The sequence below is a fragment of the Pseudomonas sp. PHC1 genome (genome assembly GCF_046487845.1).
Classification (GTDB): domain Bacteria; phylum Pseudomonadota; class Gammaproteobacteria; order Pseudomonadales; family Pseudomonadaceae; genus Aquipseudomonas; species Aquipseudomonas sputi.
The window spans coordinates 62,384-85,724 of record NZ_JBJXHJ010000002.1 but is presented as its reverse complement, the minus strand read 5'-3'; the positions used below and the strand labels follow the sequence as shown (position 1 = coordinate 85,724).

18 protein-coding genes are annotated in these 23,341 nt (G+C 61.2%); 8 read left to right on the top strand and 10 right to left on the bottom strand.

Features of this window, described 5'->3' with window-relative positions:
• Positions 1-34 precede the first annotated feature (34 nt).
• From ACKJSM_RS02920 to ACKJSM_RS02895, 6 genes are all read left to right on the top strand, one after another.
• Positions 35-331 (top strand): pyrroloquinoline quinone biosynthesis protein PqqE, encoded by a 297-nt coding sequence (locus ACKJSM_RS02920; RefSeq protein ID WP_236178935.1) that lies wholly within the window; start codon positions 35-37, stop codon positions 329-331.
• 275 nt (positions 332-606) lie between these two features.
• Positions 607-2,412, top strand: coding sequence for a phenylacyl-CoA dehydrogenase (locus ACKJSM_RS02915; RefSeq protein WP_074692190.1), 1,806 nt, complete (start codon positions 607-609; stop codon positions 2,410-2,412).
• Positions 2,413-2,672: 260 nt separating this feature from the next.
• Entirely contained in the window at positions 2,673-4,787 is a 2,115-nt protein-coding gene (locus tag ACKJSM_RS02910) for a cytochrome-c peroxidase (RefSeq protein ID WP_410236574.1), read from the top strand.
• 211 nt (positions 4,788-4,998) lie between these two features.
• Positions 4,999-6,288, top strand: coding sequence for a GGDEF domain-containing protein (locus ACKJSM_RS02905; protein WP_007959861.1), 1,290 nt, complete (start codon positions 4,999-5,001; stop codon positions 6,286-6,288).
• Positions 6,289-6,378: 90 nt separating this feature from the next.
• Positions 6,379-8,175 (top strand): acyl-CoA dehydrogenase C-terminal domain-containing protein, encoded by a 1,797-nt coding sequence (locus tag ACKJSM_RS02900; RefSeq protein ID WP_410236573.1) that lies wholly within the window; start codon positions 6,379-6,381, stop codon positions 8,173-8,175.
• Positions 8,176-8,358: 183 nt separating this feature from the next.
• Positions 8,359-10,137: an acyl-CoA dehydrogenase C-terminal domain-containing protein gene (locus ACKJSM_RS02895; protein ID WP_410236572.1), complete on the top strand. Its 1,779-nt coding sequence runs from the start codon at positions 8,359-8,361 to the stop codon at positions 10,135-10,137.
• 227 nt (positions 10,138-10,364) lie between these two features.
• Here ACKJSM_RS02895 and ACKJSM_RS02890 read toward each other — a convergent pair whose 3' ends face one another.
• The gene (locus ACKJSM_RS02890; protein ID WP_236178940.1) at positions 10,365-11,294 is read right to left on the bottom strand and encodes a LysR family transcriptional regulator; all 930 of its coding nucleotides are present in this window, start codon (positions 11,292-11,294) and stop codon (positions 10,365-10,367) included.
• A gap of 169 nt (positions 11,295-11,463) precedes the next feature.
• Here ACKJSM_RS02890 and ACKJSM_RS02885 point away from each other — a divergent pair, with 169 nt between their 5' ends.
• Together ACKJSM_RS02885 and ACKJSM_RS02880 are read left to right on the top strand one after the other, a co-directional pair.
• Positions 11,464-12,747 (top strand): aspartate aminotransferase family protein, encoded by a 1,284-nt coding sequence (locus ACKJSM_RS02885; RefSeq protein WP_410236571.1) that lies wholly within the window; start codon positions 11,464-11,466, stop codon positions 12,745-12,747.
• A gap of 207 nt (positions 12,748-12,954) precedes the next feature.
• Positions 12,955-13,113, top strand: coding sequence for a YqaE/Pmp3 family membrane protein (locus ACKJSM_RS02880; RefSeq protein WP_003228885.1), 159 nt, complete (start codon positions 12,955-12,957; stop codon positions 13,111-13,113).
• Between the two features lie 3 nt (positions 13,114-13,116).
• Here the strand turns inward: ACKJSM_RS02880 and ACKJSM_RS02875 are convergent, their stop codons facing one another.
• From ACKJSM_RS02875 to ACKJSM_RS02835, 9 genes are all read right to left on the bottom strand, one after another.
• A complete protein-coding gene (locus ACKJSM_RS02875) occupies positions 13,117-14,925 on the bottom strand; it encodes a S9 family peptidase (RefSeq protein WP_410236570.1) in 1,809 nt (602 codons plus the stop codon).
• Positions 14,891-16,063 carry a pyrroloquinoline quinone biosynthesis protein PqqE gene (gene pqqE / locus ACKJSM_RS02870; RefSeq protein ID WP_192559139.1) on the bottom strand — a complete coding sequence of 391 codons (1,173 nt, stop codon included), beginning with the start codon at positions 16,061-16,063 and terminating at the stop codon, positions 14,891-14,893. Before pqqE ends, ACKJSM_RS02875 begins: the two co-directional genes overlap by 35 nt.
• The gene (gene pqqD, locus ACKJSM_RS02865) at positions 16,035-16,310 is read right to left on the bottom strand and encodes a pyrroloquinoline quinone biosynthesis peptide chaperone PqqD (protein WP_236178943.1); all 276 of its coding nucleotides are present in this window, start codon (positions 16,308-16,310) and stop codon (positions 16,035-16,037) included. Before pqqD ends, pqqE begins: the two co-directional genes overlap by 29 nt.
• On the bottom strand, positions 16,307-17,059 hold the full coding sequence (pqqC, locus tag ACKJSM_RS02860; protein WP_011336228.1) for a pyrroloquinoline-quinone synthase PqqC: 753 nt from the start codon (positions 17,057-17,059) through the stop codon (positions 16,307-16,309). The genes pqqD and pqqC overlap by 4 nt, the downstream gene beginning before the upstream one ends.
• A 21-nt stretch (positions 17,060-17,080) precedes the next feature.
• The gene (gene pqqB, locus ACKJSM_RS02855) at positions 17,081-17,992 is read right to left on the bottom strand and encodes a pyrroloquinoline quinone biosynthesis protein PqqB (protein WP_007959878.1); all 912 of its coding nucleotides are present in this window, start codon (positions 17,990-17,992) and stop codon (positions 17,081-17,083) included.
• Between the two features lie 84 nt (positions 17,993-18,076).
• Positions 18,077-18,151 (bottom strand): pyrroloquinoline quinone precursor peptide PqqA, encoded by a 75-nt coding sequence (pqqA, locus tag ACKJSM_RS02850; RefSeq protein WP_003444522.1) that lies wholly within the window; start codon positions 18,149-18,151, stop codon positions 18,077-18,079.
• Positions 18,152-18,310: 159 nt separating this feature from the next.
• Entirely contained in the window at positions 18,311-20,737 is a 2,427-nt protein-coding gene (pqqF, locus tag ACKJSM_RS02845) for a pyrroloquinoline quinone biosynthesis protein PqqF (protein WP_410236569.1), read from the bottom strand.
• A 38-nt stretch (positions 20,738-20,775) separates the two neighbouring features.
• On the bottom strand, positions 20,776-21,570 hold the full coding sequence (locus tag ACKJSM_RS02840; protein WP_007959880.1) for a carbon-nitrogen hydrolase family protein: 795 nt from the start codon (positions 21,568-21,570) through the stop codon (positions 20,776-20,778).
• Positions 21,571-21,582: 12 nt separating this feature from the next.
• Positions 21,583-23,265, bottom strand: coding sequence for a flavin monoamine oxidase family protein (locus tag ACKJSM_RS02835; protein WP_410236568.1), 1,683 nt, complete (start codon positions 23,263-23,265; stop codon positions 21,583-21,585).
• Positions 23,266-23,341: the final 76 nt, after the last annotated feature.

Genomic DNA, 23,341 nt, shown 5'->3' with positions numbered 1-23,341 from the left:
CACCCATCGATCCTTCCCAAGGATGAGAGCTCCCATGGAAATCTCCGGAAACACAGCTTTTTATGCAGGTCTGAGCACCATTCAGACCGGGCAGAACCGTGTCGATCAGGCCGCCAGCCAGATTGCCAGCAGCACCATCGAGCGTTCGGTGACCAGCCAGTCTTCGCAAGTGCAGGTTGATCGTCTGCGTTCCGTGGATCCCGCCCAGCAATCAGACCTGGCGAGCAACATGGTCGAGATGGCCCAAGGCAAGTTTCAGGCGGAACTGGGCGTGAAAGTCGCCAAGGCTTCCGATGAAATGCTCGGTACGATTATCGATACGTTCGCCTGATTTTTTGATCTCCGCTTTGTCAGACGCCGCGACTGTTCGCGGCGTTTTTCGTTGTAAGTCCTTCTCCCTCAACTAATCTTTTTTCAGTGCGCATGGCTCGGTCGGGCGCATGTCGCGCGGCTGTGTCCGGCGTTCGGAAAATGTGATGACGAATGGCAAAAGAACGACGCTTGACAAGATTTCGGCGTAAACGTATGTTTCAAACAACTGTTTGACCGTCACAACAAATCAACGCGGTCGTTCATTCCCGGTTACATCAGCAGAGGTTTATCGCTATGCCTGACTACAAGGCCCCCTTGCGTGATATTCGCTTCGTTCGTGACGAACTGCTCGGCTACGAAGCGCACTATCAGAGCCTTCCAGCGTGTGCAGAAGCAACGCCGGACATGGTTGACGCCATTCTCGAAGAGGGCGCCAAGTTTTGTGAGCAGGTGCTGGCACCGCTGAACCGCGTGGGTGACACCGAAGGCTGCACCTGGAGCGAGTCCGGCGTGAAAACCCCGACTGGCTTCAAAGAGGCCTACAAGCAATTCGTGGAAGGCGGCTGGCCAAGCCTGGCCCATGACGTCGAGCACGGCGGTCAGGGCCTGCCTGAGTCGCTGGGTCTGGCTGTCAGCGAGATGGTCGGCGAAGCCAACTGGTCGTGGGGCATGTACCCAGGCCTGTCGCACGGCGCGATGAACACCATTTCCGAGCACGGCACCCCAGAGCAGCAGGAAGCCTATCTGACCAAACTGGTGTCCGGCGAATGGACCGGCACCATGTGCCTGACCGAGCCGCACTGCGGTACTGACCTGGGCATGCTGCGCACCAAGGCCGAACCTCAGGCCGACGGTTCCTACAAGGTTTCCGGCACCAAGATCTTCATCTCGGCCGGTGAGCACGATATGGCCGACAACATCGTCCACATCGTACTGGCCCGCCTGCCGGACGCACCGGCCGGCACCAAGGGCATTTCCCTGTTCATCGTTCCGAAGTTCCTGCCGAACGCCGACGGCACCGTCGGTGCACGCAACGCCGTGACCTGCGGTTCGATCGAACACAAGATGGGCATCCACGGCAACGCGACCTGCGTGATGAACTTCGACGGTGCGACCGGTTTCCTGATCGGCCCGGCGAACAAAGGCCTGAACTGCATGTTCACCTTCATGAACACCGCACGTCTGGGTACCGCGCTGCAAGGTCTGGCCCATGCCGAAATCGGTTTCCAGGGTGGCCTGAAATACGCTCGCGATCGCCTGCAAATGCGTTCCCTGACTGGCCCGAAAGCGCCGGACAAGGCCGCTGACCCGATCATCGTTCACCCAGACGTACGCCGCATGCTGTTGACCATGAAGGCATTTGCCGAAGGCAACCGTGCGATGGTGTACTTCACCGCCAAGCAGGTCGACATCGTCAAATACGGCGTGGACGAAGAAGAGAAGAAGAAAGCCGACGCGCTGCTGGCCTTCATGACTCCGATCGCCAAGGCGTTCATGACCGAAGTCGGTTTCGAATCCGCCAACCACGGCGTACAGATCTACGGCGGCCACGGCTTCATCGCCGAGTGGGGCATGGAGCAGAACGTTCGCGACAGCCGCATCTCGATGCTGTACGAAGGCACCACCGGCATCCAGGCACTCGACCTGCTGGGCCGCAAAGTGCTGATGACTCAAGGCGAGGCCCTGAAAGGCTTCACCAAGATCGTCCACAAGTTCTGCCAGAACAACGAAGGCAACGAAGCCGTCAAGGAATTCGTCGCACCGTTGGCTGCACTGAACAAAGAGTGGGGCGAGCTGACCATGAAGGTCGGTATGGCCGCCATGAAAGACCGCGAAGAAGTCGGCGCGGCCTCCGTGGATTACCTGATGTACTCCGGTTATGCCTGCCTGGCCTACTTCTGGGCTGACATGGCGCGTCTGGCAGCTGAAAAACTGGCCGCCGGCACTACCGACGAGGCGTTCTACACCGCCAAGCTGCAAACCGCGCGCTTCTACTTCCAGCGCATCCTGCCGCGTACTCGTACGCACGTGGCCACCATGCTGTCGGGTGCCAACAACCTGATGGACATGAAAGAAGAAGACTTCGCACTGGGCTACTAAGCCTTAACGCGGTCCTTCAAAAAACCGCTGCGCCTTCGGGGGCAGCGGTTTTTTTTTGCCCGGATTTCCCCAATCCCGGGGCTGATTCCCCAGCATTCATGACGTCGCTAATCCGCCGAACCCCTGCGCATATTGATTCAAAATATTTCAAGAAGAGTGGCCAATTAATTGCACTGCCCGAATTACCGGTGCTGACCAGAACTGCCTGCTCCAAGAAGCAAGACGCCCGGCACTTAACAACAATCGTCAGGGTGAAGCCTATGAACATCAGTCGACTCGCTCGTTTGACCTTCTGGTTACCCATCGCGCTGTCCGTCCACAGCGCGTGGGCCGCCGACCCCGCCGTAGTCGATCCTCCCGTGCCGGAGGTGCCTTCGCTGCAATCGCTGCGCGGGAGGGTGCCCCCCGATCCGTCCGGGACCGAAGACGGGCGCAAGGTCGACCTGATGACCGACTATGTGCTCAATCGCCAGGCCGCGATCCTGCTGGGCAAAGCGCTGTTCTGGGACATGGAGGTCGGCAGCGATGGCGCCACGGCCTGCGCCTCCTGCCACTACCACGCCGGTGTCGATCACCGCATCACCAACCAGCTCAACCCCGGCCAGGCCCATACCAACGCCAACGTCGCGTCGATCTTCAACAAGCCGTTTGTAGCTTCCGACATTCCGGGGGATGTGGCGTCCTACGCGACGTTGTCCGGCGGCAAGGGCGGCCCGAACTACACGCTGAAGAAAACCGACTTCCCGACCCACGTTTTGAGCAATCCGCTGGAGCGCAACTCGCCCATCGTGTACTCGACGGACGACGTAGTAGGCTCGCAAGGCGTATTTGACGCCAACTTTGTCAAACCCAATCAGGCGCGTTTCGACAAATGCACTCAGCAACCGGACGGCATTTTTCAGGTCGGCGGCATCAACGTGCGCCGCAGCACCGGGCGCAATGCGCCGTCGGTGATCAACGCCGCGTTCAACGTGCGCAACTTCTGGGACGGCCGGGCCAACAACGTGTTCAACGGCTTTTCGCCGTTTGGCAACCGCGACCCGGATGCCGGGATTTATGTGACCAGCGAGCGCAGCACGGTCGCGACCAAAGTGCGGCTGGCGCTCAACGATGCGTCTGCCGCCTCGCAAGCCGTCGGCCCGCCCGGCAGCGCAGTAGAAATGTCCTGCGGTGGCCGCACCTTTGCCGACATCGGTCGCAGGATGCTCGACACGCTGATGCTCAAGCAGCAGCGGATCTCGTCCACCGATTCGGTACTGGCTCCGGTGTCCGGCGCACGGCGGCCGACCTATCGCGAGCTGATCAAGAACGCCTTCCAGCCCCGGCTGTGGAACGCCACGCAGAACGTTCTGGTGGGCGGCGCACCGTACACCCAGATGGAGGCCAACTTCCCGCTATTCTTCGGCCTGGCGATCCAAATGTATGAGGCGACGCTGGTGTCCGATCAGGCGCCGATCGATGCCTATTTGCAAGGCGATCACACGGCGATGAACGCGCAACAGGTCGAGGGCATGAACCTGTTTCTCGGCAAGGGCAAATGCGTCAATTGCCACGGCGGGCCGGAGCTGACCAACGCCGCCAGCCGTCTGCTGATGCACCCGCGCGAACGCATCGAGCGCATGGTGATGGCCGACAACCTGATCACCCTTTACGACAACGGCTTCTACAACACCGGTGTGCGCCCGACCTCGGAAGACCTCGCCCTCGGCGGCGCGGATGCCTGGGGCAATCCATGGTCGTTCACCCGGCAGTACAACAGCGTGTTGCAGGGCGGCCGGTCGGTGGATCCGCTGGAGGTCGATGTCTGCACGTTCGAGGCGCCATTGAGCGCGGCGATTCCGTGCGATGCCACGCTCAAGCCGAATGTCGGTTTCCGCGACTCGGTCGACGGTGCGTTCAAGACCCCGACCCTGCGCAACATCGCCCTGACCGGGCCGTACTTCCACAACGGCAGCCGCTCGACGCTCAAACAGGTGATGGAGTTCTACAACCGTGGCGGTGACCGGCGCGGCGAAGACGCCAATAACACCAGCGGCTTCGAGCATCCGGCGGTGAACCAGCACAACACCTCCAACCTTGATCCGGACATGACGGCGCTGAACCTGACGCCTGACGAAATCGACGCGCTGGTGAAATTCATGGAAGTCGGCTTGACCGATCCGCGCGTGGCCTGGGAGCGAGCACCGTTCGATCATCCGTCGCTGGTGATCCCGCAGGGCCATATCGGCGATGAAAATGCTGTGACTCAACGCCCGGCCAGCCCGAAAGCCACGACCCGTCAGGCGATGGACGCTTCGTTCAGTCTCAAGCCTTACGGTGCTGAAGGTCGGCCGGCAGCAGAGGGGCCATTGCAGCCGTTCTACAACGATCTCTGAGCAGTAAAAACACACCATGGCCATCAAGTATGATGGCCATGGTGGCCGTCTAGCGGCCATTACGCAAAAAACCTTACTGAATTACTCAGCAACTGCGAATGTCGGCCGTTAAAGAGACAGCCTGTGATCTGGATCACATTGTGTGTGCTTAACTGGCCACATTGCAGGCACAATGCCATCTCTTTGCCATGACGGGTCGGAGCTTTTACCCTTGCCGCGTTCTTCCGCTGTACGTTTCAGTCATTTCCTGCCTTCACTGCTGTTGTTGCTCGCGGGGCTGGCGGCTGCGTACGTCAAAGACCTCAACGTGTTCTTCACCTCGCTGTTTAACGTGCTGCCGACTCTGGTGCTGCTGTTGGGCGGTTCGTACTGTGCGGTTTACCGACGTCAGCGTGAGCTGTTTCTGATGGTCACGGTGTACATCGCCTACTTCCTGCTCGACACCCAGACCGACTATTACCGTGACAACGGCAAAGTGCGTGAAGACGCAGCGGTGGTGTTCCATCTGGTCTGTCTGCTGTTGCCGCTGTTGTTCGGCCTGTTCGCCGCGTGGCAGGAACGCACGCACCTGTTTCAGGACATGGTGGCGCGCTTCGCCGTGCTGCTGGCCTTTGGCAGCGTGGCGCTGGGGCTTGAGCAAAGTTACCCGCAGGCGTTGCTGATGTGGCTTTCCGAGATCCGCTGGCCGGCGCTGCATGGCGCATGGATGAGCCTGATCCAGTTGTCGTATCCGGTGTTCATCTCGGCGTTTCTGTTGCTGGCCTGGCAATACTGGCGCAACCCGCGTCCGCTGCACGCCGCGCAACTGGTGGGCTTGCTCGGGGTGTTCTGGATGCTGCCGAAAACCTTCATCCTGCCGTTCACCCTGAACATCATGTGCAGTCAGGTGATGTTGATGATTGCGGCGGCGGTGGCGCACGAGGCTTATCAAATGGCCTTCCGCGACGAACTCACCGGTCTGCCGGGCCGCCGCGCACTCAACGAGCGCATGCAGCGTCTGGGTCGCAACTATGTGCTGGCGATGAGCGACGTCGATCACTTCAAGAAATTCAACGACACCCACGGCCACGACGTGGGGGATCAGGTCTTGCGGCTGGTCGCCAGCAAGCTGTCCAAAATCAGCGGCGGCGGTAGGGCGTATCGCTATGGCGGTGAGGAGTTCGCCCTGGTGTTTGCGGGCAAGACCCTCGAAGAGTGCATGCCGCATCTAGAGGTCATCCGCGAGTCGATTGCCTCCTACAACATCCAGCTGCGTAATCAGGAAAGCCGCCCGCAGGATGATCAGCAGGGCCGCCAGCGGCGTTCGGGTTCGGGCGCGTCCAGTGTGTCGGTCACGGTCAGCATCGGCGTGGCTGAACGTCTGGAACAGCGCACCCCGGAAGAGGTCCTGAAATCCGCCGACCAGGCGCTCTACAGCGCCAAGGGCGCAGGGCGAAACTGTGTGATGGCGTTCGGGCAGAACCGCCGTGGCGCGGTGCGCATGGACAACGCCGCAGGTTGAGTGATGACGGCGCATTCAGCGTCTGGACAGTGATTGTGGGGCAGGGTGGCCGGCAGTAGGTTGAAGCAATCTGCTGAAGGAGAAGCCACCATGCCCGAGTACAAAGCTCCCCTGCGCGACATGCGCTTTCTGATCGACCACGTCTTTGACTTCCACACCCAGTACGCGGCCCTCGGCGCTCACGACGCCAGCCCGGACATGATCAACGCGATCCTCGACGAGGGCGCGAAGTTCTGTGAGAACGTTCTGGCACCGCTCAATCGCAGCGGCGACGAAGAGGGCTGCCATTTCGACAATGGTGTGGTGACAACGCCTGCAGGCTTCAAGCAGGCCTTCGCACAATATGTCGAAGGTGGCTGGCACGGTCTGGCGGCAGATCCGGCTTACGGCGGCCAGGGCTTGCCGAGTTCGCTGGGGCTGGTGATCAGCGAAATGGTCGGCTCCAGCAACACCTCCTGGGGCATGTACCCGGGCCTGACCCACGGCGCCATGTCGGCGATCCACGCCCACGGCACCGAGGAACAGAAAAACACCTATCTGCGCAAACTCACCGCCGGCCAGTGGACCGGCACCATGTGCCTGACCGAAGCCCATTGCGGTACCGATCTGGGCATCATCAAGACCCGCGCCGTGCCCCAGGCCGACGGCAGCTATTCAGTGACCGGCAGCAAGATCTTCATCTCTGCCGGCGAGCACGACATGAGTGACAACATCATTCATCTGGTGCTGGCCAAACTGCCGGACGCACCGGCCGGGACCAAGGGCATTTCGCTGTTCATCGTGCCGAAATTTCTCCCGGACGCCTCCGGTGAGGCGGGTGAGCGCAACGGCGTTTCCTGTGGCTCGATCGAACACAAAATGGGCATCAAGGCCTCGGCCACCTGCGTGCTGAACTTCGACGACGCCAAAGGCTTCCTGATCGGCGAGCCGAACAAGGGCCTGAACTGCATGTTCACCATGATGAACCATGCGCGTCTCGGCACCGGGATGCAGGGGTTGTGTCTGGGCGAAGCGAGTTTCCAGGGCGCGATTAAGTACGCCAATGACCGCTTGCAGATGCGCGCCCTGACCGGCGCCAAAGCCCCGGACAAACCGGCGGATCCGATCATCGTCCACCCGGACGTACGGCGCATGCTGCTGACCATGAAAGCGTTCAACGAAGGCAACCGCGCGCTGACCTATTTCACCGCTCAGATGCTCGATGTCGCGCACCTGAGCCCGGACGCCGAAGCGCGTCAGGAGGCCGAACACCTGTTGGCGTTCCTGACCCCGATCTGCAAGGCGTTCATGACCGACACCGGCCTGGAGGTGACCAACCACGGCATGCAGGTGTTCGGCGGCCACGGTTTCATACGCGAATGGGGCATGGAGCAACTGGTTCGCGACTGCCGGATCGCGCCGATCTACGAGGGCACCAACGGCATTCAGGCGCTGGATCTGCTCGGGCGCAAAGTGCTGGGCAGTCAGGGCAAGCTGCTGCGTAACTTCACCAAGATTGTCCACAAGTTCTGCGCGGCCAACGCCGGGCATGCGCAACTGGGTGAATTTGTCGCGCAGCTTGATGGCCTCAACCAGCAGTGGGGCGAACTGACCATGAAGGTCGGCATGGCGGCGATGAAGAACCCGGATGAAGTGGGCGCCGCGTCGGTGGATTACCTGATGTACAGCGGTTACATCGTTCTCGCCTACCTGTGGCTGCGCATGGCGCTGGTCGCGCAGGCGCAGCTGGAGTCGGGCGAGGGTGATGGCGATTTCTGCCAGGGCAAACTGGCGACGTGCGAGTTTTACTTCAAGCGGTTGCTGCCGCGCACCGCTGCGCATCGTGCGGCGATCGAGGCGGGCAGCGATTGCCTGATGAAACTGCCGGCCCAGTTGTTCGCGCTGTAACACGGCGCTGGTAAACAAAAGAGCCCGCTGATTGCGGGCTTCTTTATGGTGAAAGGCTGGTGACTAAAAATAACAAAACAGTCACTGCCTGACCCTATGTGTCGCAAAAGTTGTTGGGTTACACTCCAGCTCAACGAAACACCCTTCCACGAATCACCTGTTTAGATCTTTGCGAGGTTTGCCATGGCTGACTACAAAGCGCCGCTGCGCGATATGCGCTTCGTCCTCAATGAAGTGTTCGAAGTCGCCAAACTCTGGGCCGAACTGCCGGCCCTGGCCGAGACGGTGGACGCGGAAACCGTTGAAGCCATTCTCGAAGAGGCCGGCAAGGTCACCAGCAAAAGCATCGCGCCCCTGAGCCGCGCGGCCGACGAAGAAGGCTGCCACTGGGCCGACGGTGCCGTCACCACGCCGGCTGGTTTCCCTCAGGCCTATCAGACGTATGCCGAAGGCGGCTGGGTCGGTGTTGGCGGTGATCCGGCTTACGGCGGCATGGGCATGCCCAAAGCCGTGTCGGCTCAGGTCGAAGAAATGGTCAATTCCGCCAGCCTGTCCTTCGGTCTGTACCCGATGCTGACCGCCGGCGCCTGCCTGTCGATCAACGCCCACGCCAGCGAAGAACTGAAAGCCGCTTATTTGCCGAACATGTACGCCGGTATCTGGGCCGGTTCCATGTGCCTGACCGAGCCGCATGCCGGCACCGACCTGGGCATCATCCGCACCAAGGCCGAACCTCAGGCCGACGGTTCCTACAAGGTCAGCGGCACCAAGATCTTCATCACCGGCGGTGAGCACGACCTGACCGAAAACATCATCCACCTGGTGCTGGCCAAGCTGCCGGATGCCCCGGCGGGTCCGAAAGGCATTTCGCTGTTCCTGGTGCCGAAGTTCATGGTCAATGCCGATGGCAGCCTGGGCGCACGCAACCCGGCCAACTGTGGTTCGATCGAACACAAGATGGGCATCCAGGCTTCGGCCACTTGCGTGATGAACTTCGACGAAGCCGTGGGTTATCTGGTCGGCGAGCCGAACAAGGGCCTGGCCGCGATGTTCACCATGATGAACTACGAGCGTCTGGGCGTCGGTATCCAAGGCCTGGCCACCGGCGAGCGCTCGTACCAGAACGCCATCGAATACGCCCACGACCGCCTGCAAAGCCGTTCGCCGACCGGCGCGCAAAACAAGGACAAGGTGGCAGACCCGATCATCGTCCACCCGGACGTGCGTCGCATGCTGCTGACCATGAAAGCCTCGAACGAAGGCGGCCGTGCGTTCTCCACCTATGTGGCGATGCAGCTCGACACCGCCAAGTTCAGCGAAGACGCTGCCACCCGTAAACGTGCGGAAGACCTGGTTGCCTTGCTGACACCTGTGGCCAAGGCGTTCCTGACCGATCTGGGTCTGGAAACCACTGTCCACGGTCAGCAGATCTTCGGCGGCCATGGCTACATCCGCGAGTGGGGCCAGGAGCAACTGGTGCGTGACGTGCGCATCACCCAGATCTACGAAGGCACCAACGGCATTCAGGCGCTGGACCTGGTGGGGCGCAAGATCGTCGGCAGCGGCGGCGCGTTCTACAAACTGTTCGCCGACGAGATCCGCCATTTCACTGCAACCGCCAGTGCCGATCTGGGCGAATTCACCCAACCGCTGAATGACGCCGTCGACACCCTCGACGAGCTGACTTCGTGGCTGCTGGACCGGGCGAAAACCAACCCGAACGAAATCGGCGCGGCGTCGGTCGAGTATCTGCAAGTGTTCGGCTACACCGCTTACGCCTACATGTGGGCACTGATGGCCAAGGCCGCGCTGGGCAAAGAAGCGCAGGACGATTTCTACGCGAGCAAACTGGGCACGGCGCGGTTCTATTTCGCCCGTCTGCTGCCGCGGATTCACTCGTTGAGCGCGTCGGTCAAGGCCGGCAGCGAGTCGCTGTTCCTGCTGGACGCTGCACAGTTCTGATGATGTAACGTCATGTAAGCGATCTCTTACATGACGTGCTGCTGTTCTCCCATAGGCGTAGATTGGATCCAGAGCTAATCTACTTTCCATGGACGTCGCGCAGGAAGCGCAAAGCAACAACACGGACACGTAGGATTCTGCCAGGGTGGCGGAGTGAAATGGATGTCAGGGAAACAGTCTGCAAAGCCCCGCTTCGGCGGGGTTTTCTTATGCCCGCAGAAAAGTTTTCAGCTCAGCGCGTCCAGTGGCGGCGCACCTTTCAGCGGCTTTTCCTCGCGCTGCATCACTTCCTCCAGCAACGTTCGCAACAAGGCCAATGACGCCTGCTGGCGCTGCACATCGCGACACACCAGCCCGACCTTCAACGGCACGCGCGGCTCACTCAACGGTTTCCACAGCAGATCCTGATCGTCGTGCTCCTTTTGCGAACGACCGGGCAGCACCGTCGCCAGACGCGTATGCGGCAGGCTGTCGAGAATCCCCACCATGTTGTTCAGTTCTGCCTGAACTTGCGGGCGTCGTCCGAGGCTGGCCAGTTGCGCTTGCCAGATCTGGCGGATCTGAAATTCTTCGCCCAACAGCAACATCGGCAATTCGGCGGCCTGACTCATCGAGACCTTCTTGAATTCCCGCAGCGGATGATCCGCCGGGATGACCAGCGTCAGTTCATCTTCGTACAGCATCACGCCGTGCAGCCCCGGCTGGCGAGGCGGCAGGTAGCTGATGCCGATGTCCAGCGAGCCATTGAGCAGACGCCGTTCGATCTCCAGCCCCGTCAATTCATAAATCTGCACCACCAGATGCGGCTGGGCCTTGCGCACTCGCTCCAGCATTTGCGGCACCAGGCTGGTGTGCACGGTCTGCAGCACGCCGATCGCCAGCGTACGTAATGCCTGACCCTTGAAGTTGCCCAGCGCCTCACGCGCCCGCTGCATACCGTCGAGCAGCGGCAGGGCGTGGTTGTACAACGTGTGGGCGGCTAGGGTCGGCAACAGGCGTTTGCTGCTGCGCTCGAACAGAGTGACGTCGAGGTTCTGTTCCAGATGGCGAATCTGCTGGGACAGCGCGGGTTGAGAGATCGACAGGCGCTCCGCGGCGCGTCCGACGTGACCTTCTTCGTAGACCGCGACGAAATAACGCAGTTGTTTGAAATCCATAAGTAATACTTATCGAAAATGCTGGGAAATCGAAATGGCTCGACGCCGTGAACCGGCCTAGTCTAACCGCATTCACAAGGCTTACAGGGCCGGAAAGCGCAATGACCAGCGTTTGTTTCGAAAGTGTTTACATAGGCAGTTCAAAAAACCTCGATCGAGGTTTTTTTCAATGAATCTGTTCAGCTTGCGGCGCCAGACGCCGAGCCTCGATGACCTGGCTTTTGAAACCCGTGAATCGGATGCCGCTGATGGCTTGAATGCCGAGCGCCTGATGCCCAGCGTCGAGCGTCCGCAGCAGGTATTCGTTCGCGGCCAGGGTTCCTGGCTGTGGGACGACAATGACCGCGCCTACCTGGACTTTTCCCAGGCCGGCGGCGCCAACAGCCTCGGCCACAGCCCTTCGGCGCTGGTCAAGGCGATCGCCAGCCAGGCCCAGGCCCTGATCAATCCCGGTTTCAATCTGCACAACCGCGGCATGCTCAGCCTCGCCGAGCGTCTGTGTGCCAGCACTGCCAGCGATCAGGCCTACCTGCTCAACAGCGGCAGTGAGGCCTGTGAAGCGGCAATCAAACTGGCGCGCAAATGGGGTCAACTGCATCGCGGTGGCGCTTCACGGATCATTGTCGCCAGACAAGGCTGTCACGGACGTAGTCTGGCGACGATTTCGGCGTCGGACAGTTGCAACCTGCAAAACCGTTTCGCACCGTTGCTGCCCGGTTTCGATCCGGTACCGTTCAATGACCTGCCGGCGCTGCATGCAGCGGTGGATGCGCAGACCGTGGCGATCATGCTCGAACCGATCCAGAGTGATGCCGGAGTAATCGCGGCGACCGAGCATTACCTCAAAGGTGTCGAACGCCTCTGCCGTGAGCTGGGGATTCTATTGATTCTCGACGAAGTACAGACCGGCATCGGCCGCTGCGGCACCTTGCTCGCCGAACAGTCCTACGGCGTTCGCGCCGATATCGTCGTGCTCGGCAAGGGCCTCGGCGGTGGCGTGCCACTGGCGGCGCTGCTGGCGCGAGGCAAGGCGTGCTGTTTCGACTCCGGCGAGTTGGGCGGCACTCATCATGGCAACGCACTGATGACCGCCGCAGGGCTGGTGGTGCTCGACAGCGTGCAGGATCGTGCTTTTCTCGAGCAAGTCCGGGACAGCGGCCAGCATTTGCGCGAAGGGCTCGCCCGTCTGGCCCATCGTTATGAACATGGCGATTTGCGTGGGCAAGGGCTGTTCTGGGGACTGACCCTGTCGGAGGACTCCGCCGAGGCTGTGGTCAAAGCCGCACTTCACGAAGGCTTGCTGCTCAACGCCCCACAAGCCAACTGCCTGCGCTTCACCCCGGCGCTCAACGTCAGCAAGGCCAACATCGACGAAATGCTCCTGCGCCTGGCCCGCGCCTTCTCCCGGGTCCGCACTGCGCAACTGCAATGCCGCAAAGGGATTGCCGTCTGAGCTGAAGTTTCCCACCCGAATTCAAGAACCGTCTCGCGGTATAACGCACGCCCCACGCCTGATTCTTTTGGCGTGGGGCGTTTTTTTTGCGGCCGGGTAATGGCAATCAAATGGCGAGATCACGGGTTGCACTGAACCCTGACGAACGGCACAGGTCGATTAGCTTGTATGGCTCAGGTGAGCCAACCCCCAATCAGGAGCTGCCCCATGGACTTTATCCGCATCATCATTGCCATTCTGTTGCCGCCTCTGGGTGTGTTTCTGCAGGTCGGGTTCGGCGGCGCGTTCTGGCTGAACATCCTGTTGACGTTGTGCGGCTACATCCCTGGGATCGTGCATGCGGTGTACATCATCGCCAAGCGCTGAGATTCAATCCGCCAGGCCCATCACCCGCCGGTAGAACCGCCATTCCTGCTCCAGTGCATGGGCCTGATTGGCGGCCCGGCGGAAGCCGTGACGTTCATCGGCGTAGTAATGCGCTTCGACCTCAATGCCGTTTTGCTCCAGGGCCGCGACCATGTCGCGGGTCTGTTGCGGCACGACGACGGCGTCCAGTTCACCCTGAAAGAAAATCATCGGCACGCGGATGTTGCCTGCGTGCAGCAACGGCGTGCGGGCGGCGTAGCGTTCGGCGTCCTTCTCCGGATCGCCGATCAGCCAGTCCAGATAGTCGCCTTCGAACTTGTGTGTCGCGCGGGCCAGGGCCACCGGGTCGCTGACGCCGTAGAGGCTGGCGCCGGCGCGGAACACCTGATGGAACGCCAGAGCGCACAGTGTCGTGTAACCACCGGCGCTGCCGCCACGGATGAATGCACGCTCACCGTCGATCCTGCCGCGTTCGGCCAGATAGGCCACCACTGCGCAGGCGTCCTCGACATCTACCGCGCCCCAACTCAGATGCAGCGCCTGCCGATACTCCCGCCCATAGCCGCTGCTACCCCGGTAATTGAGGTCGGCGACGGCGAAACCGCGTTGCGTCCAGTACTGGATGCGCGGATCCAGCATCGGGTAGCAGGCCGACGTTGGACCACCGTGAATGAACACCACCAGCGGCGGTTTCTCATCGCCATTCGTCGCCGGGTAAAAGAAGCCGTGTGCTTCACCCGCACCGCTGGGGTAGCGCAGGGTTTGCGGTCGGCTGATGCGCTCGGCGGGCAGCGGTGCGACACCGCCGGCCAGGACATTCACTTCGCGCGATTCGCGATCGATGGCGATCACCGCAGAAGGGCTGATCGGTGAGGCGCCAATGCAGTAAATGAACTGTTCATCGACGGCCAGATGACGGAAGCGGCTGTAGTCGCCGGTAAAGTCTTCACCGTTAAGCGCCAGACGGCCGAAACCGCCTTCGCTCCAGCTCGCCAGAAAGCTTTCGTCAGTGGGCAACCAGGTGCAGCCGCCTAGTTGCCATGGCGCCGGCGCGTGATCGGCCGGAGCACAAGGCAGCGGTTGCAAACTTTCTGCAGACTCGACCCACGGTTGCCAATAGCCGCCACGGTCGGTCAGGCAGCCCAGTCGTCCGCTGGTATCGAAACGCGGTTGCTGGATCGACTCTTCCAGCGTTTCACCCGCCACACAACGTGGGACGGAAAATCCATTGCCCGAGCGCTCCGCGAGCATCAGCCGGGTGGACGTCCACGGCTGGTGCGGGCGGCTCCATTCGATCCACGCCAGGCGCTGGCCGTCCGGACTGATGATCGGCGACGCGTAAAAATCCGCACCTTCAACCAGCATTTGGCGGTCGCCATTCGCCAGATCGATAGCCACCAGCCGATGGCGATCACCATGCTCTTCAACGGCCAGCACCTGCCCGTCGGCGTAGTTCAGATCGCCATAGCGACACTCGCCGGACGTCAATGCCACGGGTTCGCCATCCAGCGTCTGGCGATACAACTGCTGGTCCGCCTCGTTGACGAAAACCACCCCGTCAGGCGTCAGGCAAAACGCCCCACCACCATATTCGTACACCCGACTGCGCACGCTGAAGCCCACAGGTGTCAGACATTTCACTGCGCCATCGCCCCAGTGCCAGATCCGGCAGGCGGCGTCTGTCGGGCGATATTCATTCCAGAACAAGCCATGGGCGCCGAGCTGCAATTCGGCGAAGTCCACGCCGGCAGCAACGGCGGCGATGGCGCTGAAAGGCTCAGCCTTTGGCGATGAGGCGCGAGTTTCGTTCATTGCGAAAGGCCAGTTGTTCAATGGTCTGGGTGGCGTGCTCGGCTTCTTCTCGGGCCTTGAGGATCACACCGTGATGTTCGGACTTGCTGCAAACCGGGTCGGCATTGCTGGCATCGCCGGTGAGCATGAAGGCCTGGCAGCGGCAGCCGCCGAAATCCTGTTCCTTCTCGTCGCAGGAGCGGCACGGCTCGGGCATCCAGTCATAGCCGCGAAAGCGGTTGAAGCCGAACGAGTCGTACCAGATGTGCTGCATGCTGTGGTCGCGCACATTGGGAAATTGTACCGGCAGCTGTCGGGCGCCATGACAGGGCAGGGCGGTGCCGTCCGGGGTGACTGTCAGAAACAGACTGCCCCAGCCGTTCATGCAGGCTTTCGGGCGTTCTTCGTAGTAGTCCGGAGTGACGAAAATCAGCTTGCACGGATGCCCTTCGGCTTCCAGCTTGGCGCGGTATTCGTTGGTGATGCGTTCGGCCCGCACCAGTTGTTCCTTGGTCGGCAAGAGGCCGACACGATTGAGCTGCGCCCAGCCGTAGAACTGGCAAGTAGCGAGTTCGACGAAGTCGGCCTCCAGCGCAATGCACAGTTCAATGATGCGGTCGATCTTGTCGATGTTGTGCCGATGGGTGACGAAGTTCAGCACCATCGGATAGCCGTGGGCCTTCACGGCGCGGGCCATTTCCAGTTTCTGCGCGAAGGCCTTTTTCGAACCGGCGAGCAGGTTGTTCACTTGCTCGTCGCTGGCCTGGAAACTGATCTGGATGTGGTCGAGGCCGGCCTTCTTGAAGTCGCTGATCTTCTGTTCGGTCAGGCCGATGCCGGAGGTGATCAGGTTGGTGTAGAAACCCAACTGGCGCGCTTCGCGGATCAGTTCGGCGAGGTCCTGGCGCACCAGCGGTTCGCCCCCGGAAAAGCCCAGTTGCGCCGCGCCCATTTCCCGCGCTTCGCGAAACACCTTGATCCACTGCTCGGTGCTCAGCTCCTTGCCCTGCTCGGCGAAATCCAGCGGATTGGAGCAGTACGGGCATTGCAGCGGGCAGCGGTAAGTCAGCTCGGCGAGCAGCCACAGCGGCAGGCCGACTTCCGGTTTGGCCGGGACCTGCACCGATGACTCAGGCAAGTTCGATCCAGTGCTGCGCACGGGCAACCTCCATGAATTGCTCGATGTCGTCACCGAGCTCGGGCACACCGGGGAACTGTTTGTCGAGCTCGGCGATGATCGCCGCGACATCCCGCTCCCCGTCGATCAGGCCGCCGATCAGCGCGGCGCTGTCATTGAGTTTGATCATGCCCTCCGGGTACAGCAGCACGTGGCCTTTCTGCGCCGGTTCGTACTGGAAACGGTAGCCGGGGCGCCAGGTCGGGGTCTTGCTGCGGTCGAAACTCATAAGGCGATTCCTTTATGCCAGACCCGTTGATCGGTGACGCTGTGATACGGCGGGCGGTTCAGTTCGTAGGCCATGCTCATGGCATCGAGCATGCTCCAAAGAATGTCCAGTTTGAACTGGAGAATTTCCAGCATGCGCTCCTGACCTTCGCGGGTCTTGTAGTGCTCCAGCGTGATCGCCAGACCATGCTCGACATCACGCCGGGCCTGGCCGAGACGGGTGCGGAAATACTCGTAGCCCGCGGGGTCGATCCACGGGTAATGCTGCGGCCAGCTGTCGAGACGCGACTGGTGGATCTGCGGCGCGAACAGCTCGGTCAGCGAACTGCTGGCGGCTTCCTGCCAACTGGCGCGGCGGGCGAAGTTGACGTAGGCATCGACGGCGAAACGCACGCCGGGCAGCACCAGTTCCTGGGAGCGCAGTTGATCCGGATCGAGACCGACGGCCTGGCCCAGACGCAGCCAGGCTTCGATGCCGCCGTCTTCACCGGGGGCGCCGTCGTGGTCGAGCAGGCGCTGGATCCACTCGCGGCGGATTTCGCGATCCGGGCAGTTGGCGAGGATCGCCGCGTCTTTCAGGGGGATGTTCACCTGATAGTAAAAGCGGTTGGCGACCCAGCCCTGAATCTGCTCGCGGGTGGCCCGGCCTTCATACATCGCCACGTGATACGGGTGATGAATGTGGTAATAGGCGCCTTTGGCGCGCAGGGCCGCTTCGAATTCGGCGGGGGACAGCGGGGTGTCGGTCATTGCGGTTCTCCGGGCCGTTCGTTACAGGACGATGCTCATGCCGTCATACGCCACTTCAACATTGCGCCGAACCAGCTCCGCGCGCTCCGGGGAGTCTTCGTCGAGAATCGGGTTGGTGTTGTTGATGTGGATAAGCACCTTGCGCTGCTCGGGAAGCTGTTCCAGCACTTCGAGCATGCCGCCGGGACCGTTCTGCGCCAGGTGGCCCATTTCGCGGCCAGTGCGGGTGCCGACGCCACGACGCTGCATTTCATCGTCATCCCACATCGTCCCGTCTACCAGGACGCAGTCGCTGCCGGCCATGATTTCCAGCAGTGGCGCATCGACCTTGCCCAGGCCCGGGGCGTAGAACAGTTTGCCGCCGGTGCTGAGGTCTTCGACGATCAGGCCAATGTTGTCGCCCGGATGCGGGTCGAAGCGGTGCGGCGAATAGGGCGGCGCTGCGCTGCGCAAAGGCAGCGGCGTGAAGCGCAGGTTCGGGCACGCGGCGACGGTGAAGCTCTGGTCGAGTTCGATACGGTTCCAGTCCAGCCCGCCGTTCCAGTGCTTGAGCATGGTGAACAGGGGGAATCCGGTGCTCAGGTCCTCGTGGACCATGTCCGTGCACCAGACCTGATGTGGGCAGCCTTCGCGCAGGCTGAGCAGGCCGGTGGTGTGGTCGATCTGGCTGTCCATCAGGATGATCGCGCTGATGCCGGTGTCACGCAGGGCCCGGCCCGGTTGCATCGGGGCGAAGCTCTGAAGCTGCGCGCGGATGTCCGGCGAGGCGTTGCACAGCACCCAGTTCACGCCGTCATCGGAAATCGCGATGGACGATTGGGTACGGGCCTGGGCATTCAGGCTGCCGTCGCGAAAGCCGGCGCAATTGACGCAGTTGCAGTTCCACTGCGGAAAACCGCCACCGGCGGCCGAACCCAGAATCTGGACGAACATGAACGCTCCATCATTTCAACGCTGAAAATAAAACGCCCCGGCGAGCCGAGGCGTTGCACTGCAATGTTCTGCTTGAGGCAGGACTCAGCGGCTGGCGAAGTACATGGTGACTTCGAAGCCGATGCGCAGGTCGGTGTAAGCAGGTTTGGTCCAAGCCATCGGGTGACTCCTTTTTCAGGTGGGTGAGATAGCGCTATCCATAGGTATAGTCCACGGCAGCGCAGGGATGTTCCAAATAGTTAGGTGGCTATGTTACTCAAAATTTCAGGGGGTTTGCCCGTGAATCTTTGAGAAAGCTCCTTGCAGCCCCGGTAATGATCATTTTGACGCTTCCCACGGTGCGCCCGGCGAAGGGCTGTTGGCCAGCACGTGCCAGCCGCCTTCGGCGCGGATCAAGCAGTGTGCGGCGGCCAGCAATGCCTCGCGGTCAAGCTGACTTATGGCATTGCTCAGTTGATTCAGGTAATCCGACGAGTGGCCGGCAAGTTTTGCCTGCCATTGAAGTTCGGCAGCCTCCTTGCCCGACAGGATGCCGGGATCCAGTTGTACGGCAAGGATCTGGCGCTGCTCGACGAGTGAGGCGTCGTCGATTGTTTCGATCAGCGCGGGGATGCTTTCGATGAACTGTTGAACGTGATCCAGCAGTCGCTCGGGAGTGACTGTCGGCGATTGCACGCCGAACTGCCATCCACTCTGGCCGTGCACCTGCCTGAAAGCACTGAACACCGCGTATCCCAGTTGCAATTCACCTCGTAGCCGCTGGTAGAACGGCGTGTGGCACAGGTGCGCAAGGAAGCGCCACGCGGCTTCGCCGGGGATGTCCGGTCTGGCGGTCGGGCAAAACAGCAGTAATGCGTGTTCGCTGGAGTCGCTGTCGAACTGATCCCACCGCAGTTGAGCGTGGAATGCCGGCAGGTACGGTAATTCAGGGGATGGCTTACCGGGAATGCGGCTCAGGGCCAGTCCCATGGCCGATTGGGAATGGGCATCAAGACCCAGCGCCAGGCCATCCCAGCGGGAAGTTGTCCACAGCTGATTGGCATCATCGGATTGCGCAACCACGGGCAGGCAACGCTCGGGCCAGACCTTGAGCAATTGACGGATCAGCATCGATGGCACTGGCGGCTCACTGCTTGGCGAGTCGGCATCAACCTGCGTCAGATATTTCAGTGCATGTTCCAGCACCATGGGCAGCGTGTCCTGCAGGCCGGTCAATTTCAGCAGCCACTGATTACCCGTAGTGCTGAAGGACAATTCGACCCCGGCCTGACGCGCGTCGTCAGACACTTCTCGCAGACTGCGTTGCAGTTTCGCTTGCAGCTCGGTCGTGGCCGCCGCTTCCGTCTGCCAGCGCACATACACCGCGCCTTCGTCACCGTTATCCGGCAGCGCCTGGCGAAATTGCATCGGCGAGCGCTCCCGGCGGCCGCGTGAGCGATCCTGAGCGAACGTGCGCAAACCTCGGTGTGCGCTGGTCTGGCCACGAATCAGGCCGGCGTTGGCCAGCGGCTCGGCTGCGCGCAGGAACGGGTTGGGGGCGGGCAGATGCCAGTGACAGCTGAAGTTATCCACAGTGCCGATTTTGCCGAGAATCACTCTAAGCGCCGTGACGGCGGAATCGGACAGGTCGCTCTCGAGTTGTTCGCTGTCGAGTCGCGCCAGCTGCACTGCACCGCTGACTTGCTGCTGCCGCTGAAGCTGTGCCGAATATTCCGCACGCAGGGACGGCCAGTCTTGCTGGGCCGCGAAGAAACTCAACCAATCGAGACATTCTGCCCGAATGGCGTCGATTGACCCGGATGTCGCAGTGAACTGAAGGTGCAGCAAAGCCTGCTCAGCAAACTGATAGGGCACACAGGCCCGCAAGCTCTGCGCCAGACCCCGCTGCTGCAAATGCGCGAGCAACCCACCGGGCTTGGCGCTGTTCAACCAGTGGCAGAGAAACGCCAGCGCTACGGCCGACGACACTGGCAAGTCCTCCAACGCAAACAGCAGATTGTCGCGGCGCTCGCCGACCTGTTGATAACTTGCCTGAGCGGTATCCATCAAAGGAACGGGGGATATCTGTTCAGTTTTATCCCCAACCGTCAGCTCGGCGGCAAACTGTTCGGCCAGCGTGCGCAGCTCTTCGACACTTTGCGGCCCGACCAGACTCAGGGTCATCTGCCCGGTGCGGTAGAACTGCTGGTGGAAGTCTTTCAATGCCTGTTGAAAGTCCGGTTGCTCTACCGGCAGGCTGTCGCGGTTTCCGGCGTGGAAACCGCGTAACGGGTGCTTCGCTGACAACCCTTCGAACAGCGCTTCTTTCTGCTGAGCTGCAGCATCCTGCGACCACGCGACAAACTCCGCCTGCAACACTTCCCGTTCCCGCAACTGGTCGTCCGGATTCATACGCGGATGGGCGAGCATGTCTGACAGACGCTCCAGTCCTTCGGCAAAAAACGCTGGTGGCAACTCAAAAAAGAAATCGGTGGTGCGCTCGCGGGTGCTGGCATTCACTTGGCCGCCGTGACCTTGCACGTAGGCCATCAGCCCTTGCTGTGCAGGAAACCGCTCGGTGCCAAGGAACAGCAAATGCTCAAGAAAGTGCGCCAGCCCTGGCCACGCCAATGACACGTCATGACTGCCGGCCGCCACCCGCAACGCAGCGCCGCTGCGTTTCAGGCCGGGCACGTGACGTAGGGTCACACGCAAGCCGTTGGCCAGGGTTTCGGTGTGGGGGCGGGGGTGAGTCGGCGCAGGCATGGGCACTTCCAGAACAGTGAAGTGCCCATGCTAGCGGATTAGCGCTTGTTGAGCGCGTCGTAAAGTTCGGGACGGCGGTCGTTGAAGTAGCGGTTGGCGCTGCGCGAGTCGACCATCAACTGGCGATCCAGCTCGCCGACGATCAAGGCTTCGTCCAGTCCGGCCTGAGCAATGCGGCTGCCATCCGGCGCGGCGATGCTGCTTTGCCCGCAGTAATGGATGTCGCCTTCGTGGCCGCAGTAGTTGGCGTAAGCCACGTAGCACTGGTTTTCGAAGGCGCGGGAGCGCACGGAGACGTCAGCAATGAAATCGAAGGGAATCATGTTGGCTGTTGGCACCAGAATCAGCTCGGCGCCTTCAAGGGCCAGGCGCCGGGCGTTTTCCGGGAATTCCAGGTCATAGCAGATCAGGAAACCGAGCTTCCAGCCGTTGAGCTCGACGATGGGAAATTCACCGTCGCCGGGGCTGAACATCGAACGGTCCAGATCACCGAACAGATGCGTTTTGCGGTAATTGCACAGGCGCTCGCCGTTCGAATCGATCAACTGCACGGCGTTGTAGATCTGTCCTTCGGCAGTGCGTTCAGGGTAACCGTAAAGAATCGCCAGGCCGGCAGCCTTGGCGATCCGTCCGACTTGCTGCGCCCACTCCCCGTTGTAGACTTCGGCCAATGTTGCGACCGCCTCCTTGCCGATGTTGTAGCCGGTCAGGAACATCTCCGGCACCACCAGCAGGTCGGCACCTTTGGCCTCCATCGCCAGTTGGTGCAGGCGCTGGAGGTTGGCGGCGGGTTCCAGTGGCAGCGGTGGACATTGGTAAAGGGCTACACGCATCAGGGATTCCTCTTACTCGGGCAGGGCGATCGGGCCGATGTCGTTGAACACATCACCCGGGCCGGGGTTCTCTTTATGTGTGGACCCGCCGAAGTGCTTCATGATTCCCCACACCGCGTTGAGCGACGTTTGCACCGCGCCCTCCACCCAGGCCGGCGTCCACGACACGTCGTCGCCGGCGATGAAGATCCCGCGCTGCTCCGGCGGCATGTCGTCCTGCATGAAGTGCGCGTACATGCGCTGGTTGTAGCGATAGTGGCCGGGCAGTGCGCCCTTGAACGCGCCGAGGAAGTGCGGGTCGGCTTCCCAGGACACGGTGATCGGATCGCCGATGATCCGCGCCGCGATGTCGACTTTCGGGTAGATCTTCTTCAGTGCATCCAGCGCCAGTTTCACGCGTTTTTCCACCGGGTGGGGGAGCATCTTCAGCGCGTCGCTCATCCACGAGTACGACAGGCAGATCACGCCGGGTTTGTCGTCGCCGTTGTCGAACAGGTAAGTGCCACGGGTCAGGCGGTCGGTAAGGGTCATGCTCATCAGGTCCCGGCCGGTTTCCGGGTCCTTGTCCTTCCAGAATGGGCGATCGACCATCACGAAGGTTTTCGACGATTGCATGTAGCGGGTGCGGTCCAGGGCCATCCACATTTTCTGCGAGAACAGGGTTTCGTCGCATTCGATCTGGGTGGTCAGCAGCCAGCTCTGGCAGGTGGTCAGTACGGCGGCGTATTCGCGGGTGTCGCCATTGTTGTCGGTGACCGCGAAACGTCCATCAGGCGCGTGGGCGATTTTCTTCACCCCGGAGCGCGGGGCACCGTGGTGCAAGGATTTCAGGCTGGTGCCTTGCGGCCAGTGTACGCAGCGTTCCGGCGCATGACGCCAGATGCCTTGTGGCACTTGCTCCACACCGCCAACCACCAGGTGCTGGTGATCGTCGCAGTTGGTCATCACCACGCGGAAGATTTCCAGCATCGAATTGGGGAAGTCCGAGTCCCAGCCGCCGGTACCGAAACCGACCTGGCCGAACACTTCGCGGTGATGAAACGACAGTTTGGCGAAGGCTTTCGACGTGGCGACGAAGTCGTAGAACGTGCGGTCGTCCCACAGCGGTACCAGGGTGTTCCACAGCTCCTTGAGGCGTGGTACGTCACGGTCGCGGATCGCTTGCTGGATATCGGAGAACTGCGAGCCGGCTTCCAGAGCGTCGGCCCAGGCGTCAGCCACTTCCTGGAACAGTGCAGGAAGATCCTTCAGGCTCTGTGCGTAGTGGGTTTTGCCTTCCAGATCGATCACGGTGCTGCCGGAAGCCGGCGTCAGCGGGTTGGGGAAGGGCTTGGTCTCCAGACCGAGTTTGTCGACGTAGTGATAGAACGCGGTGGAGGACACCGGGAAGCGCATGCCGCCAAGTTCGGCGACGATGCCGTCAGTGCCGTTGAATGCCTGGGAGCGCAGACGGCCGCCGAGCTTCGAAGCCTCATACACAACCGGTTTCAAACCGAGCTTCATCAACTCATACGCCGCCACCAGACCGGCGATGCCGGCACCGACGATTGCCACTTCGGCACCATGGTTGTGCTCGGGAATGCTGCCCAGGCCGGCCGGGTGTTCGATCCAGTCGTCAAAAGCGAAAGGAAAGTCCGGGCCGAAAATGGTGATCGGTTTCTTACCGTCTGCGGGATGGCGATTGTTCTTGTTCATGACTGACCTTACTGGCGACCCGACGCTGGAGGCGCGTCTGAGTATAGGAAAAGATGCCAGCCATTCTAGGGAGCGT

Excerpts from the sequence above, each read along its gene's own strand:
- ACKJSM_RS02920 (WP_236178935.1), top strand. The coding sequence starts at position 35 with ATGGAAATCTCCGGAAACACAGCTTTTTATGCAGGTCTGAGCACCATT.
- ACKJSM_RS02915 (WP_074692190.1), top strand. The coding sequence starts at position 607 with ATGCCTGACTACAAGGCCCCCTTGCGTGATATTCGCTTCGTTCGTGAC.
- ACKJSM_RS02910 (WP_410236574.1), top strand. The coding sequence starts at position 2,673 with ATGAACATCAGTCGACTCGCTCGTTTGACCTTCTGGTTACCCATCGCG.
- ACKJSM_RS02900 (WP_410236573.1), top strand. The coding sequence starts at position 6,379 with ATGCCCGAGTACAAAGCTCCCCTGCGCGACATGCGCTTTCTGATCGAC.
- ACKJSM_RS02895 (WP_410236572.1), top strand. The coding sequence starts at position 8,359 with ATGGCTGACTACAAAGCGCCGCTGCGCGATATGCGCTTCGTCCTCAAT.
- ACKJSM_RS02890 (WP_236178940.1), bottom strand. The coding sequence starts at position 11,294 with ATGGATTTCAAACAACTGCGTTATTTCGTCGCGGTCTACGAAGAAGGT.
- ACKJSM_RS02885 (WP_410236571.1), top strand. The coding sequence starts at position 11,464 with ATGAATCTGTTCAGCTTGCGGCGCCAGACGCCGAGCCTCGATGACCTG.
- ACKJSM_RS02880 (WP_003228885.1), top strand. The coding sequence starts at position 12,955 with ATGGACTTTATCCGCATCATCATTGCCATTCTGTTGCCGCCTCTGGGT.
- ACKJSM_RS02875 (WP_410236570.1), bottom strand. The coding sequence starts at position 14,925 with ATGAACGAAACTCGCGCCTCATCGCCAAAGGCTGAGCCTTTCAGCGCC.
- pqqD (WP_236178943.1), bottom strand. The coding sequence starts at position 16,310 with ATGAGTTTCGACCGCAGCAAGACCCCGACCTGGCGCCCCGGCTACCGT.
- pqqC (WP_011336228.1), bottom strand. The coding sequence starts at position 17,059 with ATGACCGACACCCCGCTGTCCCCCGCCGAATTCGAAGCGGCCCTGCGC.
- pqqB (WP_007959878.1), bottom strand. The coding sequence starts at position 17,992 with ATGTTCGTCCAGATTCTGGGTTCGGCCGCCGGTGGCGGTTTTCCGCAG.
- pqqF (WP_410236569.1), bottom strand. The coding sequence starts at position 20,737 with ATGCCTGCGCCGACTCACCCCCGCCCCCACACCGAAACCCTGGCCAAC.
- ACKJSM_RS02840 (WP_007959880.1), bottom strand. The coding sequence starts at position 21,570 with ATGCGTGTAGCCCTTTACCAATGTCCACCGCTGCCACTGGAACCCGCC.
- ACKJSM_RS02835 (WP_410236568.1), bottom strand. The coding sequence starts at position 23,265 with ATGAACAAGAACAATCGCCATCCCGCAGACGGTAAGAAACCGATCACC.